This window comes from Sphingomonas sp. MMS24-J13 (assembly GCF_044905095.1).
Lineage (GTDB): Bacteria > Pseudomonadota > Alphaproteobacteria > Sphingomonadales > Sphingomonadaceae > Sphingomonas_I.
Window position 1 is genome coordinate 44,624 of the sequence record NZ_CP173258.1, and the last position, 15,633, is coordinate 60,256.

Consider the following 15,633-nt stretch of genomic DNA (forward strand, 5'->3'; position numbering starts at 1 on the left):
CTTGCCCTGCTCAGGATGAGCGGATGTGGGTGTGAGGCGATTTATTCCTCATCCCGCTCGCGATCGTAATAATCGACGGTATTTTCCGCGCGGAAGATCTTGCGCAGGCTGCGTCGCCCGCGCTCGCCGGCAACGACCAGCACCTTGTTCGAGTCCGGATATTCGCACGCCTCGATATCCACCAATCGCGACAGCGCGAGGTAACGCATCGTTTCGGTACCGGTATTGATGATCTGGTGTGCGGTTTCGGGGCCGCCGGTGGGGCAGGCGATCACGTCATGCTTGCGGATCGGATAGCGTTCGGCGCCGAAGCGCAATTCGCCTTCGCCCTCGAGAATGAGGAACATCTCCTCCTCGCCGCGATGGCTGTGGAATGGGCACTGCGCCTTGCCCGGCGGCAGGACGGTGAGATTGTAGCCGAGATCGCGCGCGCCGATATGATCGCTGATCTGGCCCCGGCTCGACGTGTAGAGGCCGTTCTCCTCGATATCGTCGAAAGCGACCTCGTCGAGGTTCATGAAGGGCTTTACCATGGGCTCTCCTCCCAATCGTCAATGTTTGAACCGGTGCAGGATCAGCGCGATCGCGGCCCCGATCGCCAATCCGAACAGGCCCGAGGCGGTCGCGGTGACAATCCATGCGATGATCGGCCCGATCGGTCCGCTGGCGTGTCCGAGGGCCTCGGCGACGTCATGGATCGTGTGCGCCGGCCAGCCGAAGCCCAGCACCTCCAGACCATGCACGAGGATGCCGCCGCCGACCCAGATCATCGCGGCGGTGCCGATGATGGCCAGTGCGCGCATCAGGATCGGCATGCCGGTCACGAGCCCACGCCCGACCGCCTGCACGGCCGTACTGCGGCGCTGGGCCAGATGCAGCCCGATATCGTCCATCTTCACGATCAGCCCGACCACGCCATAGACGCCGATCGTGATGCCGATGCCGACCAGCGCGAGGATGATCCCCTGCGTCAGGATCGGCGTGTCCGATACTTCGCCGAGCGCGATCGCCATGATCTCGGCCGAGAGAATCAGGTCGGTGCGCACCGCGCCGCTCACCTTCGACTTTTCGAGCGATTCCGGGTCGGTGGGAGCGTCCTCGTCGTCGTCATGGCTCTTGCCGCTGATGACCTCGATCACCTTCTCGGCCCCCTCGAAGCAGAGATAGGCACCGCCGACCATCAGCAACGGCGTGATCGCCCACGACGCGAACGCGCTGAGCAGCAATGCGAGCGGTAGCAGGATCAGCAATTTGTTGCGCAGCGACCCGACCGCGATCTTGGCGATGATCGGCAGTTCGCGCTGTGGCGACAGGCCGACGACGTAGCGCGGGGTGACTGCCGTATCGTCGACCACCACGCCAACGGCCTTGGTCCCCGCTTTGGCCGCAGCACCGCCGATGTCGTCCAACGAGGCGGCGGCGAGCTTGGTGATCCCGGCTATGTCGTCCAGCAGGGCAACGAGTCCGGAGGGCATTTGTGGATTCCTGTCGGGGCTGAGTAAGGGGAACGCCTAGCGATACATCCCGCTGCGGACAAATTTCCCTCGTTTGCTTTCGCGGAGAGGGCTTCGCGGGTTGCGTCTGCTCCCCGGTCTCGCCACACCACGCGACGTGGCGAAATGGCGTTTCTGGATCGATCGCGGCGGGACCTTCACCGATATCGTTGCGATCCGGCCCGATGGCGCGCGGGTGACCGCCAAATTGCTATCCGAGGATCCGGGGCGATACGACGATGCCGCGGTGGCCGGAATCCGGCAGCTGACCGGGATCGGCGAAGGCCCGCTGCCGCCGCTCGAACTGCGTATCGGCACGACCATCGCCACCAATGCGCTGCTCGAACGCAAGGGCGAGCCGACCGTGCTGGCGATCACGCGCGGCTTTGGCGACGCGCTGGCGATCGGTTACCAGGAAAGGCCCGATCTGTTCGCGCGCGCGATCGTCAAACCCGCGCCGCTTTATACGCGCGTCGTCGCGATCGACGAGCGGATCGGGGCGGAAGGCGATCTGCTGCGGCCGCTCGATGCCCGGGCTGCACAGGAGGGATTGCAGGCGGCTTACGAGGCGGGGTTGCGCGCGATCGCGATCGTGCTGGTGCACGGCTATCGCTATCCCGCGCATGAAATCGCGCTGGCCGAGATGGCGCGGGCGATCGGCTTCACGCAGGTTTCGGTCAGCCACCGCGTTGCGCCCTCGATCCGCTTGATCGGGCGCGGCGACACGAGTGTGGCAGACGCTTATCTCTCGCCCGTGCTGCGGCGTTATGTCGAGGGTCTCGAGCGCGCGCTCGGTGGCGCGACGGGCCTGCTGTTCATGCAATCGAGCGGCGCGCTGGCCGAAGGCCCGGCGTTTCAGGGCAAGGATGCGATCCTGTCGGGCCCGGCCGGTGGCATCGTCGGGATGGCGAAGACGGCGGAGGCCGCAGGCTTCGATCATGTCATCGGCTTCGACATGGGCGGCACCTCGACCGACGTGTCGCATTTTGCCGGCACTTACGAGCGCGAGAGCGAGACCATCGTGGCAGGGGCCCGCATCCGCGCGCCGATGATGCGGATCCATACGGTCGCGGCGGGGGGCGGATCGATCTGTGCCTTTAAGGGCGGTCGGTTCACGGTCGGGCCGGAATCGGCCGGGGCGGTGCCTGGGCCGGCTTGCTATCGGCGCGGCGGACCGCTGGCGGTGACCGATTGCAACGTGATGCTCGGGAAGCTCCAGCCGCAGCACTTCCCGCATCTGTTCGGTCCGGGCGGCGATCGGCCGCTTGATCGTGAAGCCGTGGCGGCGCGCTTTGCCGAACTGGCCGAGGCGATGCGCGCCGAGGGCGCCGCGCCGCTTGCGCCCCAGGCGGCGGCTGAAGGGTTCGTCGCGATTGCGGTCGCCAACATGGCCAATGCGATCAAGAAGATCTCGGTTCAGCGCGGGCATGACGTGACGCGCTACACACTGGCCTGCTTCGGCGGGGCGGGCGGGCAGCATGCCTGTCTGGTGGCGGATGCGCTGGCGATGGATCGGGTGATGCTCCATCCGCTTGCCGGTGTGCTGTCGGCCTACGGCATGGGACTGGCCGAGCAGGGCCAGGTGCGCGAGGAGACGATCGGCGAGGCGATAGATGCCGAAGGGCTGGCAAATAGGCTGGCTGCTGCGGCTGACCGGCTTGCTGGCACCGCGCCGGGCGAGCGTCGCGTCAGCGCGCGGCTGCGTCGAGCGCTGTCCGAATCGCTGATCGAGGTGCCGCTGGGCTCCCCCGCCGCAATGCGCGCCGGCTTCGAGAAAGCGCATCGCGCGCGGTTTGGCTTCGTCGGCGAGGGCGCGCTGGTGGTCGAGACTTTGCGCGTCGAAACCGTGGTCGCCGGCGCGCCGGCCGAGGAGCTTCCGGCACGCACAGGCGAACCCGAAGCGCCGCTCGAAATCGTCCGGACATGGATGGCGGGGGAATGGCGCGAGACGCCGGTCTACGATCGCGCCGGTTTGACGCTTGGGGCGCGGCTGGAGGGGCCGGCCCTGATCATCGATCCGGTCTCGACGATCGTGGTCGAACCGGGTTGGCGCGCGCGGGTCGATGTGCGGGCCAATCTGATCCTCGAACGTGCGGCCCCGCGGGCGGCGACGTCGATCGGCATCGCGCTCGATCCGGTGCGCCTGGAGATCTTCAACGGGCTGTTCATGGCGATCGCCGAGGAGATGGGCGCCGCGCTCCAGCAATCGGCGGCGTCGGTCAATATCCGCGAGCGGCTCGATTTCTCCTGTGCGATCTTCGATGCCGGTGGCGCGCTGGTGGCGAATGCGCCGCACATGCCGGTCCATCTCGGATCGATGGGCGACAGTATCCGCGCCGTGATCGAGCGCCATGGCAGGACGATGCGGGCGGGCGACGCCTTTGCGCTCAATGCGCCCTATGACGGCGGCACGCATCTGCCCGACGTGACCGTGGTGATGCCGGTCTTCCTGCAGGATACGCGCCCGGCTTATTATGTCGCTGCGCGCGGGCATCATGCCGATATCGGCGGGATCAGCCCCGGATCGATGCCGCCCGACAGTCGCGATGTGCGCGAGGAGGGCGTGCTGATCGATTGCGTGCCCGTCGTCGCGGGCGGGCGCTTTCTGGAGGTCGAGGTCCGCGCGGTGCTGGCGAGCGGCGATTGGCCGGCGCGCAATCCCGATCGCAATATCGCCGATCTACAGGCGCAGATCGCCGCCTGCGCACGTGGCGCGGCCGAGCTCGTGCGCGTTTCGGGCGAATATGGTCGCGATGTCGTCGCGGCCTATATGGGGCATGTGCAGGCCAATGCCGAAGCGGCGGTCAAACGGCTGCTCGACCGGCTGAACGACGGCAGCTTCGCTTATGCCATGGACGATGGCGCCGAAATCCACGTCGCCGTGTCGATCGATCGGCAGACCCGCACCGCCAAGGTCGATTTCACCGGCACCAGCGCGCAGCATCCCGGCAATTTCAACGCGCCGCGATCGATCACGCGCGCGGCTGTGCTCTATGTGTTCCGTACCTTGGTCGACGAGCCGATTCCGATGAACGACGGCTGCCTGCGGCCGATCGGGATCGTCGTGCCCGCAGGATCGATGCTCAATCCGCGCTTTCCTGCCGCGGTGGTGGCGGGCAATGTCGAGACCAGCCAGGTCGTGACCGATGCGCTGTTCGGGGCGCTCGGCGCGATGGCGGGGGCGCAAGGGACGATGAACAATTTCACCTTCGGCAATGCCCGCCATCAATATTACGAGACGATCGCAGGCGGATCGGGCGCCGGGCCGGGGTTTGCAGGCGCGGATGTGGTCCAGACGCACATGACCAACAGCCGGCTGACCGATCCCGAGATATTGGAAACGCGGCTGCCGGTCGTGCTGGAGGAATTCTCGATCCGCCGCGGATCGGGCGGTGCCGGCAGATGGAAGGGCGGTGACGGCGCGGTACGGCGGATGCGTTTCCGCGAAGCGGTGACCGCCGGCATCCTCGCGAATCGCCGCCGCGTGCCGCCGTTCGGTCTGGCCGGCGGCGACGATGGGGCGGTGGCGCGCAACTGGGTCGAACGCAGCGACGGGACGATCGAGACGCTGGGATCGACCGGATCGGCCGAGATGGCGTCCGGCGACATCTTCGTGATCGAGACGCCGGGTGGCGGGGGCTATGGCGCCGCATGATCGTGCTGGTCGGTCTGCTGATCCTGGTCGCGGGCTTCGCGCTCCGCGTCCATCCGCTGCCGGTGATCGCGCTTGCCGCGGCGGCGACCGGGCTGGCGGCGGGGATGGACCCGAAGGCGATCCTCGCCACGTTTGGTCATGCCTATAACGAGAATCGCTACGTCGCCGTGTCCTACATCGTCCTCCCGCTGATCGGGCTGCTCGAGCGGCATGGTTTGCAGGAACGCGCGCGCGGGCTGATCGCATCGATGCAGCGTGCGACGATGGGGCGATTGCTGATCGTCTATCTCCTGTTCCGCCAGCTCACCGCGGCGGTCGGGCTGATGTCGATCGCCGGGCACCCGCAGACGGTTCGTCCGCTGGTGGCGCCGATGGCGGAAGGGGCGGCCGAGCGGCAGGTCGCGCTCGACGAAGGAGGGCGCCACCGCGCCAGGGCGCTGGCGGCGGCCACCGACAATGTCGGTCTGCTGTTCGGCGAGGATGCGTTTCTCGCGATCAGTTCGATCCTGCTGATGAAGGGCATCCTCGATCAATATGGGATCGTGGTCGAGCCATTGCTGCTCTCCTTATGGGCGATCCCGACCGCCATTGCGGCGTTTTTCGTCCATTCGGGCCGGCTGCTGCTGCTCGATCGGCGGCTGAAGCGGGGAGACCAGCCATGATCGGGCTGGCCTTCGTCTATGTGATTGCGGGCTGCATGTTTGCTGCTTTCGCAATCCTCGGCGCGCTCGATCGCACCAATCCGCGCCGCTTCGTGAATTCCGCCTTCTGGGCGGTGCTGGCGGTGAGCTTCCTTGGCGGGGATCGGCTCGGCGATGTCGGCAACGGCGTGTTGGTACTGGTGCTCGTGGTCCTGGCGATGGTGCGGCTCGGGCGCGGCCAGCCGCCGACGACCAGCCCGGGCGAGCGCTTCGCCGAGGCGGCGTTGCGCCGCAATCGTCTGTTCCTGCCAGCGCTGGTGGTCCCTGCGGTCACCCTGATCGGGACCCTGTTGTTCAAGCAGGCGCCGAACTGGGTCGATACCAAGCAGGCGACTTTGGTCGCGCTTGCCTTCGGCGTCCTGATCGCGCTGGCCTCCTGCTTCGCCTGGCTCAAGCCGAAGCCTGCAACGCCTCTGCAAGAGGGGCGCCGCCTGATGGATGCGGTCGGCTGGGCGGCGGTGCTGCCGCAGATGCTGGCGGCCCTCGGCGCGCTTTTTGCGGCCGCCGGGGTCGGCAACGAAGTCGGTCGGCTGATGGGGAATGCCTTGCCGTCGGGCAGCCTGATCGCGGCGGTGTTCGCCTACGGTTTCGGCATGGCGCTGCTGACGATCCTGATGGGGAATGCCTTTGCCGCTTTCCCGGTGATGACCGCTGCGATCGGGCTGCCGTTGCTGATCCAGCAGCATCATGGCATTCCTGCCGGCGTTGCGGCGCTGGGCATGCTCACTGGTTTCTGCGGGACCCTGCTGACGCCGATGGCCGCCAATTTCAACATCGTGCCCGCCGCCTTGCTCGAACTGCCCGATCGCTACGGCGTGATCCGCGCGCAGGCGCCGACCGCGCTCGTCATGTTCGCGGTCAACCTGGCGTTGATGTATTTCCTGGTGTTTCCATGACCATCCTGACTCCCGAGCGCGCTGCGGGCTTCGCGTACCTGACGCTCGGCCATATCGGCCGCGAATATCCCTACAAGCTGGATCAGATGCTGACCGGTCCGGACGATGTGGTCCCGCCCAAGGTGCGCCATCCGATCTTCCACGGCAGCTTCGATTGGCACAGCTGCTGCCACGGCTGGTGGCAATTGCTCACGATCGCGCGACTGTTCCCCGATCTGCCCGAGGCTGCCGCGATCCGCGCGCGTGCCGATGACATGCTGGTGCCGGAGAAGGCGGCGGGCGAGTTTGCCAGCATTTCGCGCGGCTATCCCGGCTTCGGGCGGCCCTACAGCTGGGGCTGGCTTCTCGCCTTGCATGGCGAAGCCTCGCGTCACGATGCGGGCTGGGCGGACGCGCTCGCGCCGATCGCGCGCTTGTTCGTGGATCGGATGCGCGATCATCTGCCCCGGCTGACCTATCCGATCCGGGTCGGCACCCACTTCAATACGAGCTTCGCGCTGACGCATGCTCATGCGTGGGCGCTGGTGCACGATCCCGATCTGGCGACGCTGATCACCGCGCGTGCGATCGACTGGTTCGGGGGCGATCGCGATTGCCAGGCGTGGGAGCCGGGCGGCGACGAATTCCTGTCCTCGGCCTTGTGCGAAGCGGGGCTGATGGCGTCGTTGCTGGATGACGCCGCCTATCGCCACTGGTTCGATGACTTTCTGCCGCGTCTCGCTTCGGGCGAACCCGCGACCCTGTTCGTCCCCGCGATCGTGTCCGATCGGAGCGACGGCAAGATCGCGCATCTCGATGGGTTGAACCTGAGCCGCGGCTGGTGCTGGCGGCGGATTGCAGCGAAGCTGGGGCCGCAGCATCCGTCGCATTCGATCATGCGGGGGGCGGCCGAAAACCATCTCGCCGCAGCCCTGCCGCATCTCGGCGACGATTATATGGGCGAACATTGGCTCGCGAGCTTCGCGCTCCTCGCCTTGATCGAGGGATGATCCCCTCCTGCCTCTCAGGGGGTGAAGAGAGGCAGGAGGAGAAAAATGAGGGCCTTCCCCTATGCGGGGGGCTGCAGGGAGAAGAAGACCCTCACCCAACCGCCTCCCGGGCAGGGGAGGGGCTGTTCGTTGTCGCCTTGTCGAAGGGCGTTAAGTGTGTGGCGCCCGCGCGAGCTGGCCCATGAAGAAACGAAACGCCTCTCGCCAGGCGTTGAGCACCGATGCGGAGGCTTGCAGCACCTCCTTGATGGCGCGGATCAAGGCGCCTTCGAGCGTGGCGTCGTCCCAATCGCGATCCGCCCGCTGGAGCGGTACGAACGACGAAGGAATGATACCCGACCAGCGTCCTTCCCGGACGGTTGCGACGATCGCCTCGATCAGGCCGACGACGTGGCCGCCCAGGGTGAATTGCTCGAACAACAGCCGCCGCGCCTGCTCGGTTTGCAGATGATGCCACGCACTGAAGATGATCGCGGCGCGCCGCCCCTGGATATCGGGCGCGGTGGCTTCGACTATCGCAATCGTTTCGAGTGGCAACTTCTGGGGGATGACAAAACTGACCAACGCGGGGGGTAACGCAAGGCGGCGCCCTCTAATCATTTCGGCACCGTCCGTCTTTGCGCCAGAACAAGTAGTGCATGTTCCGCGTCACTTCGGTGTATGAGGTAGCCAAGGGGCCGGTTTTCGCTTTTTCGCCAACGATTGGCTTTGCGAATGCGCGCGAGAGCGTTTTTGAGGGATGTCTCCGGATCGTCGCGCGACGAGTTGGAGCGCTGCGCGGTTTTGCGACGCTTCGCGATCGGTGAATCGCTGTTTTCGCAAGGGGATGCGCCGCGCGAGATCTTCGTGATCGATAGCGGCCGGGTAAAAGTATGGCGCGCGACTGAGGAGGGCGTGGCGATCACGCTGACCCTGATCGGGCCCGGCGCATTGCTCGGCACGCTGGGTGCTACGCAGAATCATCCGCACAATGCGACCGCGACGGCGGTTACGGCGGTGGAGGCGGTCGCGTGGGGAATTGCCGACATGCGCCGCATCATGGCCGACGATCCCGCGCTCGCCGCGGCGATCTTGCGCACCGTCACCAAATATGCGGAGCAATTGGTCGAGCGGTTGGAAGAGCTGTCGGCGGTGCCGATCGAGCAACGCCTTGCACGCACCTTGCTACGGCAGGCGGATCAATCGACCGAGGGTGAGGACTTGCCGTTGTCGCGGCAGGATCTGGCGGATCTCACGTCGTCGACGCTGCCGACGGTGAGCCGGATCATGAGCAAGTGGAGGCGGGCGCGGTTGATTGCCGGGACGCGTGGGAAGGTCAGGATACTGGACGCGCTGCGATTGGCGGATGTGGGGGAGATAGCGGGCTGAACCTATTCCTCGCCGAACTTGTTCTCGACTAGCCCGCACAATGCATCCACCGCGTGGCTCGCGCCATCGCCGCTCGCGCTGATGGTGACGCTGTCGCCCATCGCGGCGCCCAGCATCATCAGCCCCATGATCGATGTGCCGGCCACCCTCGATCCATCCTTCTCGACCTCGATCAGCGCCGACTGGCTGCTGGCGAGGGTGACGAACTTGGCGGAAGCGCGCGCGTGCAATCCGCGCTTGTTGGTGATGAGCACCGTCCGCTCGGCCGTCATGCGGCGGCGGCCCCCAATACCTCGGAGGCGACCGAAATATATTTTCGTCCCGCTTCGCGTGCGGCGGCTACGGCAGCCTGGACTTTCATCATCTTGCGGGCACCTTCCAAACGGATCAGCATGGGGAGGTTGACGCCGGCAATCACTTCGACCCGGCCGGGCTCCATCAGCGAGATGGCGAGATTGGATGGTGTGCCGCCGAACAGATCGGTCAGCAGGATCACGCCACGGCCCTGATCGACCGCAGCTACCGCGCGGGCGATATCGGCGCGGCGCGCCTCCATATCGTCATCGGGGCCGATGCAAATCGGCTCGATGAACTGCTGTGGTCCGACTACGTGCTCCATCGCCCGTACGAACTCCGCCGCAAGCTGGCCATGTGTTACCAGCACCAAACCGATCATCTTGCCACCGTCACGAATGCCCCAACGCGTTCGCCTGGCACCCCCTCCACCGCGTCGGAGGATCTTTGCCCCAGATCGCGATGCAGGATGGTGGGCGAAAAACCGGCATTGCGCAACCTTTGGGCAACGCGCTCGGCACAGTGAACCGAACGATGTCGCCCACCAGTGCAGCCGAATGCCACGGTAACATAACTTTTGCCTTCCCGACTGTATCCGGGAAGCAACGCCAGGATCAGCTCTTCGATCCGCCCGAGCGCAGCTTCGTAGCCCGAGTCGCCCGCGACATAGGCTGCGACGTCGGGATCGAGGCCGGTGCCTGGGCGCAAGTGCGGTATCCAGTGCGGATTGCGCAGAAAACGCATGTCGAACACGAGATCGGCCTGGCGCGGCAGTCCGCGCGAATAGCCGAAGGAAAGAACGGCGAGCGTCGGCGCTTCGCCGTCGATTGCCCCGAAACGGCGGCGGATTTCCTGTTGGAGCGCGTGGATGTTGGTGTCGCTGGTGTCGATCAGATGATCGGCGGCATCGCGCAGCGGCTCGAGCAATTCACGCTCGCGCGCGATTCCATCCTGCGCCGGGCGATCGAGCGCGAGCGGATGGCGGCGGCGGGTTTCGGAATAACGGCGCGTAAGCACCGCACTGGTTGCGTCGAAAAAGGCGATTTCGAGCGAATAGCCCTTCGAGTCGCTGAGCGAGGCGACCCGCTGCAGGATCTTCTCGGCGTCGAAACCGCGCGTGCGGCTGTCGATCCCGATCGCAAGCGGGCGCTGCTCGTCTGCGGAGCCTTCGGGCAGCGGGTTGGACAGCAGACGATCGAGCAGGCCGAGCGGCAGGTTGTCGACCGCTTCCCAGCCGATATCCTCGAGCGTCTTGAGCGCGGTCGAACGCCCGGCGCCCGACATGCCGGTGACGAGCAGGATGCGTTTGGGCCGACTCATGGCTTCGATCCATAAAGCAACAATGCTTTCTCGACCTTGACCACGGCAGAAATTTCGAATGGGTCGAGCGCGAGCAGGGGGAGGGCGACGCCTTCGATCGTGCGGGTGGGGAGAATTTCGTCAGGCATGCGCGGGACGGGCGCGTCGAGGGCGATGCAGAGCGCGATCGGGGCCTGCTGGACGGCGGGGGTCTTGAGGATGCCCAGGCCACGGACTTCGATCTTGCCGGCGATCGTCGCGGGGGCGCTGGCGTAGACGGTGCCGTTTTGGGCTTCGACGATGGTGCCGTCGTCACTCACCAGCTGCGCGCCGCGATCGATCAGGCGGAGCGCGAGATCGGATTTGCCCGAGCCGGACTTGCCGGTGAGGAGGATGCCTATTCCGCCGATTGCGATGCACGTGGCGTGGAGGGTGGTCATACGGAAAAGTCCTCCCCGGAACCGGGAGGGTCTTGGGGTTCGTCCCTCACTTCTGCGCCGCTGCGAGATGCACCACGAACCGCGCGCCGTTCGCCGCATCGTCGCGATCGGTGACGGTGATGCGGCCGCCATGTCCCTCGACGATGGCGCGGGCGATCGCGAGGCCCAGCCCTGAGTGGCGCCCGAACGCCTCGCCCTCCGGCCGGATCGAATGGAAACGGTTGAAGATCGCCTCGCGCTCGCCCGGCGGCACGCCCGGTCCTTCGTCCTCGACCCGCACCACGATCATGTCCTCATCGCGCGTCGCAGTGATCTCGACCAGCCCGCCCGGGGGCGAGAAGGACAAAGCGTTGTCGATCAGATTCTCGAACACGCGGGCGAGGCGCGATCCGTCGCCGAAAACGGTCGCGGTACCGCGATTGGGACGGCCGAAGGCGAGGCGGATATGATTGGGCAGGCCACGTGCCTCGCGCGCACCGGTGAGCTGCTCGATCATCTGCCCCAGATCGACCGTCTCGAATCGTGCGCGCGACAATTCAGCGTCGAGCCGGGACGCTTCCGAAATGTCGGTGATGAGCCGGTCCATCCGCGCGACGTCGTCGCGGATCACATGGATCAGTTGCTCGCGCAGATCGGGATCCTTTACCAGATCGAGGCTGTCGACCGCCGAGCGCAGCGAGGCGAGCGGATTCTTGAGCTCGTGCGAGACGTCGGCGGCGAACGCCTCGGTCGAATCGATCCGCTGACGCAGCGCCTGACTCATGTCCGACAGCGCACGGGCAAGCGTGCCGATCTCGTCGCGCCGCTGCGGGAGGCGCGGCACCTGCACCTCGCGCGAGCGACCGAGCCGCACCCGGTGCGCGGCCAGTGCGAGCCGGCGCAGCGGCCGCGCGATCGTGCGCGCGAGAAATATCGAGAGCATGACCGAAAGCAGGACCGTTCCGAGCAGCACGACGCCGAGCCAGAAACGCTCGGCGCGGACGGTGCGGACGACATCGCGCTGGTTGGTCGTCATCAACAGCACCGCGCCGGGCATGCCCTTCACCGGCGCTGCAGCGGAGATGACCGGGGTGCGCTCGGGCGCGCGGCGCAGTGCAGTCTGCACCTTGCCGGTGCTCCGCGCGAGCAAAGCTTCCGGCCACGCGTCGATGCGGTCGATCGCGGGCTCGACGAAGAGATCGGGCTTCGGGGCGCCGACGATCTGATCGATCACCCGATCCATGAAGCGCGCGGCATGACGCTGCCAGGATTCGTTGGCCGGATCGCGCAGTTCATACGTGTGATTGCCGAGCTGCCAGCCGTCGACCGGTGGTTCGGCGCCGCGATAGAGCCGGAAACGCGCTTCCGACGCGACCCCCATCGACTCGAGCAGAGCAGGCCATTTTGCGGGCGGCGCCGACGTGATCGCATCCGCGGCGATCTGCACCTCGGTCGCAGTCTGGTCGCTGCGTTCCTCGATCAACTGGCTGCGATAGGAATCGAGGTAGAAGAAGCCACCGGCGAGCACGACCAGCGCGAAGATGTTGACCGCCATGATCCGCGCGGTGAGCGACAGCCGCGCGGTCCAACCCGGAGGGGCCTCGTCATTCCTCCGAAAAGCGGTAGCCAACACCATAAAGAGTTTCGATAGCCTTGAAATCGGAGTCGACCGCACGGAATTTACGTCGGAGTCGCTTGATATGGCTGTCGATGGTCCGGTCGTCGACATAGACGTCGTCCTGATAGGCGGTGTCCATCAGCTGGTCGCGCGACTTCACGAAGCCGGGCCGTTGCGCCAGCGCTTCCAGGATGAGGAATTCGGTGACGGTAAGCGTAACCTCGCGGCCGCCCCATGTGACGCGATGGCGCGCCGGGTCCATCTCCAGCCGGCCGCGCACGATCTTCTCGGCGGGTGTCGCCCCCTCTTCGCCATCGGTGCGGCCCGACATGTCGAGCCTGCGCAGGATCGCGCGAATGCGCGCGATGAGCAGACGCTGGCTGAATGGCTTGGTGATATAGTCGTCGGCCCCGAGCGCGAGGCCGAGCGCCTCGTCCAGCTCGTCGTCTTTCGATGTCAGGAAGATCGCGGGCATCATCGGAATCTTCTCGCGCAGCCGGCGGAGGAGTTCCATTCCGTCCATGCGCGGCATCTTGATGTCGAGCACGGCGAGATCGGGCGGATTATCGATCAAGGCTTTGAGTGCGAGTTCGCCATCGGTGTAAATTCGGACGACGAAGCCCTCGGCTTGAAGCGCGATCGACACCGAGGTCAGAATGTTGCGATCGTCGTCGACGAGCGCGATCGAAGCGGCCATCCCACTCGGATAGCCGCTTAGCGCTTTGCGCTCAACTGCGTGGCAGAACGGATGTTACGCGGCACATCAGTTTGACGAATTTCATCATCGCCCCTATTCGCCAGCCTACAGAGGGGCTCCAGCTTATCGGGGGGAGGCCCGGTCCCTAACCTCAACGGAGGCTGTTTGATGTCGAATCGTGTTCCTAGTCATGGTCTGGATGCTCAGGGCTTCGAGACGCCGTCCACCCTGCACTGGAACCTGGGCACGGGGCCGCTGGTCGAGGCAGCGATCCGTCGCGGCGAGGGGCACCTCGCCAAGGATGGTCCGCTGGTGGTCAAGACCGGCAAGCACACCGGCCGTTCGGCCAAGGACAAGTTCATCGTCCGCGATGCCGAAACCGAGAATACGGTCCATTGGGGCGACGTTAACCGGCCGATGACCGAAGAGGCGTTCACCGCGCTCAAGGCCGATTTCCTCGCCCATATGGCGACGAAACAGGATCTCTTCGTGCAGGATCTGTTCGGCGGCTCGCAGCCGTCGCACCGCGTCAACGTGCGGGTCATCACCGAGCTCGCCTGGCACAGCCTGTTCATCCGCACCCTGCTGGTGCGCCCCGAGATCGCCGAACTGGCGGACTTCCTGCCCGAATATACGATCATCGATCTGCCCAGCTTCCATGCCGCCGATCCCGCCAAATATGGCGTGCGTTCGGAAACCGTGATCGGCGTCAACTTCACCGAGAAACTGATCCTGATCGGCGGCACCAAATATGCCGGCGAGATGAAGAAGTCGGTCTTCTCGATCCTCAACTATGTGCTGCCGCCGGTCGGCGTGATGCCGATGCACTGCTCGGCCAATATCGGCCCCAACGGCGATACCGCGATCTTCTTCGGCCTGTCGGGCACCGGCAAGACGACGCTGTCGGCCGATGCCAGCCGCACGCTCATCGGCGATGACGAGCATGGCTGGTCGGACGAGGCGGTCTTCAATTTCGAGGGTGGCTGCTACGCCAAGATGATCAATCTCTCGGCCGAGGCCGAGCCGGAGATCTTCGCGACCACCAAGCGCTTCGGCACGGTGCTCGAGAACGTCGTGATGGATGAGGAGACGCGCGAAATCGATCTCGACGACAATTCGCTCGCCGAGAATAGCCGGGCTTCCTATCCGATCGATTTCATCCCCAACGCCAGCAAGGACAATCTTGGGCCGGTGCCCAAGAACATGATCTTTCTGACCGCGGACGCTTACGGCGTGCTGCCTCCGGTCGCGAAGCTCACCCCCGATCAGGCTATGTACCACTTCCTCTCGGGTTACACGGCGCGCGTCGCCGGCACCGAGATCGGCGTGGTCGAGCCGTCGGCGACCTTCTCGACCTGCTTCGGTGCGCCGTTCATGTCGCGCCACCCCACCGTCTACGGCAATCTGCTCAAGAAGCGCATTGCCGCCGGCGGTGTCGATTGCTGGCTGGTCAACACCGGCTGGACCGGCGGCGCCTATGGCACCGGCCGCCGCATGCCGATCAAGATCACGCGCGCGCTGCTCAACGCCGCGCTCGACGGCAGCCTCAAGACCGCCGAATTCCGCATCGACGAGAATTTCGGCTTCGAGGTTCCGGTCGCGGTGCCGGGGGTCGATGCGCAGATCCTCAACCCGCGCGAGACCTGGGCGGACAAGGACGCCTATGACGCCACCGCCAAGAAACTGGTCGGCCAGTTCATCGACAATTTCGCGCAATACGAAGATGCGGTCGATGAGGGCGTGCTCGAGGCGGCGCCCAAGGCGGCCTGATTTGATCGCCTCGTCCTGCTTTCTGTCGTGACGGAATCGGACGAGGCGCAGATTCGGGCATTGCGAGGCCGGCACAACCTCGCCCTCGCAATGCGCGATCTGGACGGCGCGATGGCGATCGTCGCTGCGGATGCCGTGCTCGTCGCCGGGAATGGCGGCATTCTCCGCAGCAAGGCCGAGATCCGCAAAGCCTGGCGCAGCGAATTCGCCCGATCGGACTATGTCCGCTACGTCCGCACACCCGAGACAATCGAAATCGGTGCGCTGCCCGATGAGGGCCGCGCTGCGGAAACCGGGCATTGGGAAGGATTGGTCCGCGGCATTGGCGGCGATGCCAGGCTGTTCGGCCGGTATCTGGTCCATTGGATCAAGACGCCGAAAGGATGGCGCACCATTGCGGATGTCTATGTGACGCTGGGCGGTTCCTAGCCGCA

General features: G+C 65.6%; 16 protein-coding genes. 7 read left to right on the plus strand and 9 right to left on the minus strand.

Annotated elements, in window-relative coordinates; translation table 11 throughout:
- Positions 1–41: 41 nt before the first annotated feature.
- Both AB4Z44_RS00220 and AB4Z44_RS00225 read right to left on the minus strand, forming a co-directional pair.
- Positions 42–533 (minus strand): cupin domain-containing protein, encoded by a 492-nt coding sequence (locus tag AB4Z44_RS00220; protein ID WP_404712083.1) that lies wholly within the window; start codon positions 531–533, stop codon positions 42–44.
- 18 nt (positions 534–551) lie between these two features.
- Positions 552–1,475, minus strand: a complete 924-nt coding sequence (locus tag AB4Z44_RS00225) for a DUF808 domain-containing protein (RefSeq protein ID WP_404712084.1) — start codon at positions 1,473–1,475, stop codon at positions 552–554.
- Positions 1,476–1,575: 100 nt separating this feature from the next.
- On the opposite strand from AB4Z44_RS00225, the gene AB4Z44_RS00230 reads away from it, so the two are divergent.
- From AB4Z44_RS00230 to AB4Z44_RS00245, 4 genes are read left to right on the plus strand one after another with little or no spacing between them, the layout of a single operon-like run.
- A complete protein-coding gene (locus tag AB4Z44_RS00230) occupies positions 1,576–5,148 on the plus strand; it encodes a hydantoinase B/oxoprolinase family protein (RefSeq protein WP_404712085.1) in 3,573 nt (1,190 codons plus the stop codon).
- Entirely contained in the window at positions 5,145–5,810 is a 666-nt protein-coding gene (locus tag AB4Z44_RS00235; protein WP_404712086.1) for a 5-oxoproline transporter, DUF969 family subunit, read from the plus strand. Before AB4Z44_RS00230 ends, AB4Z44_RS00235 begins: the two co-directional genes overlap by 4 nt.
- Positions 5,807–6,745, plus strand: coding sequence for a DUF979 domain-containing protein (locus AB4Z44_RS00240; protein ID WP_404712087.1), 939 nt, complete (start codon positions 5,807–5,809; stop codon positions 6,743–6,745). Before AB4Z44_RS00235 ends, AB4Z44_RS00240 begins: the two co-directional genes overlap by 4 nt.
- The gene (locus AB4Z44_RS00245; RefSeq protein ID WP_404712088.1) at positions 6,742–7,734 is read left to right on the plus strand and encodes a DUF2891 domain-containing protein; all 993 of its coding nucleotides are present in this window, start codon (positions 6,742–6,744) and stop codon (positions 7,732–7,734) included. The genes AB4Z44_RS00240 and AB4Z44_RS00245 overlap by 4 nt, the downstream gene beginning before the upstream one ends.
- A gap of 150 nt (positions 7,735–7,884) precedes the next feature.
- On the opposite strand, the gene AB4Z44_RS00250 is transcribed toward AB4Z44_RS00245, so the two are convergent.
- Entirely contained in the window at positions 7,885–8,298 is a 414-nt protein-coding gene (locus tag AB4Z44_RS00250; protein WP_404712089.1) for a hypothetical protein, read from the minus strand.
- Between the two features lie 168 nt (positions 8,299–8,466).
- On the opposite strand from AB4Z44_RS00250, the gene AB4Z44_RS00255 reads away from it, so the two are divergent.
- Entirely contained in the window at positions 8,467–9,102 is a 636-nt protein-coding gene (locus AB4Z44_RS00255; RefSeq protein WP_404712090.1) for a Crp/Fnr family transcriptional regulator, read from the plus strand.
- A 2-nt stretch (positions 9,103–9,104) separates the two neighbouring features.
- Here AB4Z44_RS00255 and AB4Z44_RS00260 read toward each other — a convergent pair whose 3' ends face one another.
- The 6 genes from AB4Z44_RS00260 to AB4Z44_RS00285 are packed head-to-tail and all read right to left on the minus strand — an operon-like array spanning position 9,105 to position 13,429.
- A complete protein-coding gene (locus AB4Z44_RS00260; RefSeq protein WP_404712091.1) occupies positions 9,105–9,374 on the minus strand; it encodes an HPr family phosphocarrier protein in 270 nt (89 codons plus the stop codon).
- On the minus strand, positions 9,371–9,778 hold the full coding sequence (locus AB4Z44_RS00265; RefSeq protein ID WP_404712092.1) for a PTS sugar transporter subunit IIA: 408 nt from the start codon (positions 9,776–9,778) through the stop codon (positions 9,371–9,373). Before AB4Z44_RS00265 ends, AB4Z44_RS00260 begins: the two co-directional genes overlap by 4 nt.
- Positions 9,775–10,716 (minus strand): RNase adapter RapZ, encoded by a 942-nt coding sequence (gene rapZ / locus AB4Z44_RS00270; RefSeq protein WP_404712093.1) that lies wholly within the window; start codon positions 10,714–10,716, stop codon positions 9,775–9,777. Before rapZ ends, AB4Z44_RS00265 begins: the two co-directional genes overlap by 4 nt.
- Positions 10,713–11,135: an HPr kinase/phosphorylase gene (locus tag AB4Z44_RS00275; RefSeq protein ID WP_404712094.1), complete on the minus strand. Its 423-nt coding sequence runs from the start codon at positions 11,133–11,135 to the stop codon at positions 10,713–10,715. The genes rapZ and AB4Z44_RS00275 overlap by 4 nt, the downstream gene beginning before the upstream one ends.
- A 46-nt stretch (positions 11,136–11,181) precedes the next feature.
- On the minus strand, positions 11,182–12,750 hold the full coding sequence (locus tag AB4Z44_RS00280) for an ATP-binding protein (RefSeq protein WP_404712095.1): 1,569 nt from the start codon (positions 12,748–12,750) through the stop codon (positions 11,182–11,184).
- Positions 12,719–13,429 carry a response regulator gene (locus AB4Z44_RS00285; RefSeq protein ID WP_404712096.1) on the minus strand — a complete coding sequence of 237 codons (711 nt, stop codon included), beginning with the start codon at positions 13,427–13,429 and terminating at the stop codon, positions 12,719–12,721. Before AB4Z44_RS00285 ends, AB4Z44_RS00280 begins: the two co-directional genes overlap by 32 nt.
- Positions 13,430–13,597: 168 nt before the next feature.
- On the opposite strand from AB4Z44_RS00285, the gene AB4Z44_RS00290 reads away from it, so the two are divergent.
- Together AB4Z44_RS00290 and AB4Z44_RS00295 are read left to right on the plus strand one after the other, a co-directional pair.
- Positions 13,598–15,199 (plus strand): phosphoenolpyruvate carboxykinase, encoded by a 1,602-nt coding sequence (locus tag AB4Z44_RS00290; RefSeq protein WP_404712097.1) that lies wholly within the window; start codon positions 13,598–13,600, stop codon positions 15,197–15,199.
- Between the two features lie 27 nt (positions 15,200–15,226).
- Positions 15,227–15,628, plus strand: a complete 402-nt coding sequence (locus AB4Z44_RS00295; protein ID WP_404712098.1) for a YybH family protein — start codon at positions 15,227–15,229, stop codon at positions 15,626–15,628.
- Positions 15,629–15,633: the final 5 nt, after the last annotated feature.

Excerpts from the sequence above, each read along its gene's own strand:
- AB4Z44_RS00220 (WP_404712083.1), bottom strand. The coding sequence starts at position 533 with ATGGTAAAGCCCTTCATGAACCTCGACGAGGTCGCTTTCGACGATATC.
- AB4Z44_RS00225 (WP_404712084.1), bottom strand. The coding sequence starts at position 1,475 with ATGCCCTCCGGACTCGTTGCCCTGCTGGACGACATAGCCGGGATCACC.
- AB4Z44_RS00235 (WP_404712086.1), top strand. The coding sequence starts at position 5,145 with ATGATCGTGCTGGTCGGTCTGCTGATCCTGGTCGCGGGCTTCGCGCTC.
- AB4Z44_RS00240 (WP_404712087.1), top strand. The coding sequence starts at position 5,807 with ATGATCGGGCTGGCCTTCGTCTATGTGATTGCGGGCTGCATGTTTGCT.
- AB4Z44_RS00245 (WP_404712088.1), top strand. The coding sequence starts at position 6,742 with ATGACCATCCTGACTCCCGAGCGCGCTGCGGGCTTCGCGTACCTGACG.
- AB4Z44_RS00260 (WP_404712091.1), bottom strand. The coding sequence starts at position 9,374 with ATGACGGCCGAGCGGACGGTGCTCATCACCAACAAGCGCGGATTGCAC.
- AB4Z44_RS00265 (WP_404712092.1), bottom strand. The coding sequence starts at position 9,778 with ATGATCGGTTTGGTGCTGGTAACACATGGCCAGCTTGCGGCGGAGTTC.
- rapZ (WP_404712093.1), bottom strand. The coding sequence starts at position 10,716 with ATGAGTCGGCCCAAACGCATCCTGCTCGTCACCGGCATGTCGGGCGCC.
- AB4Z44_RS00275 (WP_404712094.1), bottom strand. The coding sequence starts at position 11,135 with ATGACCACCCTCCACGCCACGTGCATCGCAATCGGCGGAATAGGCATC.
- AB4Z44_RS00280 (WP_404712095.1), bottom strand. The coding sequence starts at position 12,750 with ATGGTGTTGGCTACCGCTTTTCGGAGGAATGACGAGGCCCCTCCGGGT.
- AB4Z44_RS00285 (WP_404712096.1), bottom strand. The coding sequence starts at position 13,429 with ATGGCCGCTTCGATCGCGCTCGTCGACGACGATCGCAACATTCTGACC.
- AB4Z44_RS00290 (WP_404712097.1), top strand. The coding sequence starts at position 13,598 with ATGTCGAATCGTGTTCCTAGTCATGGTCTGGATGCTCAGGGCTTCGAG.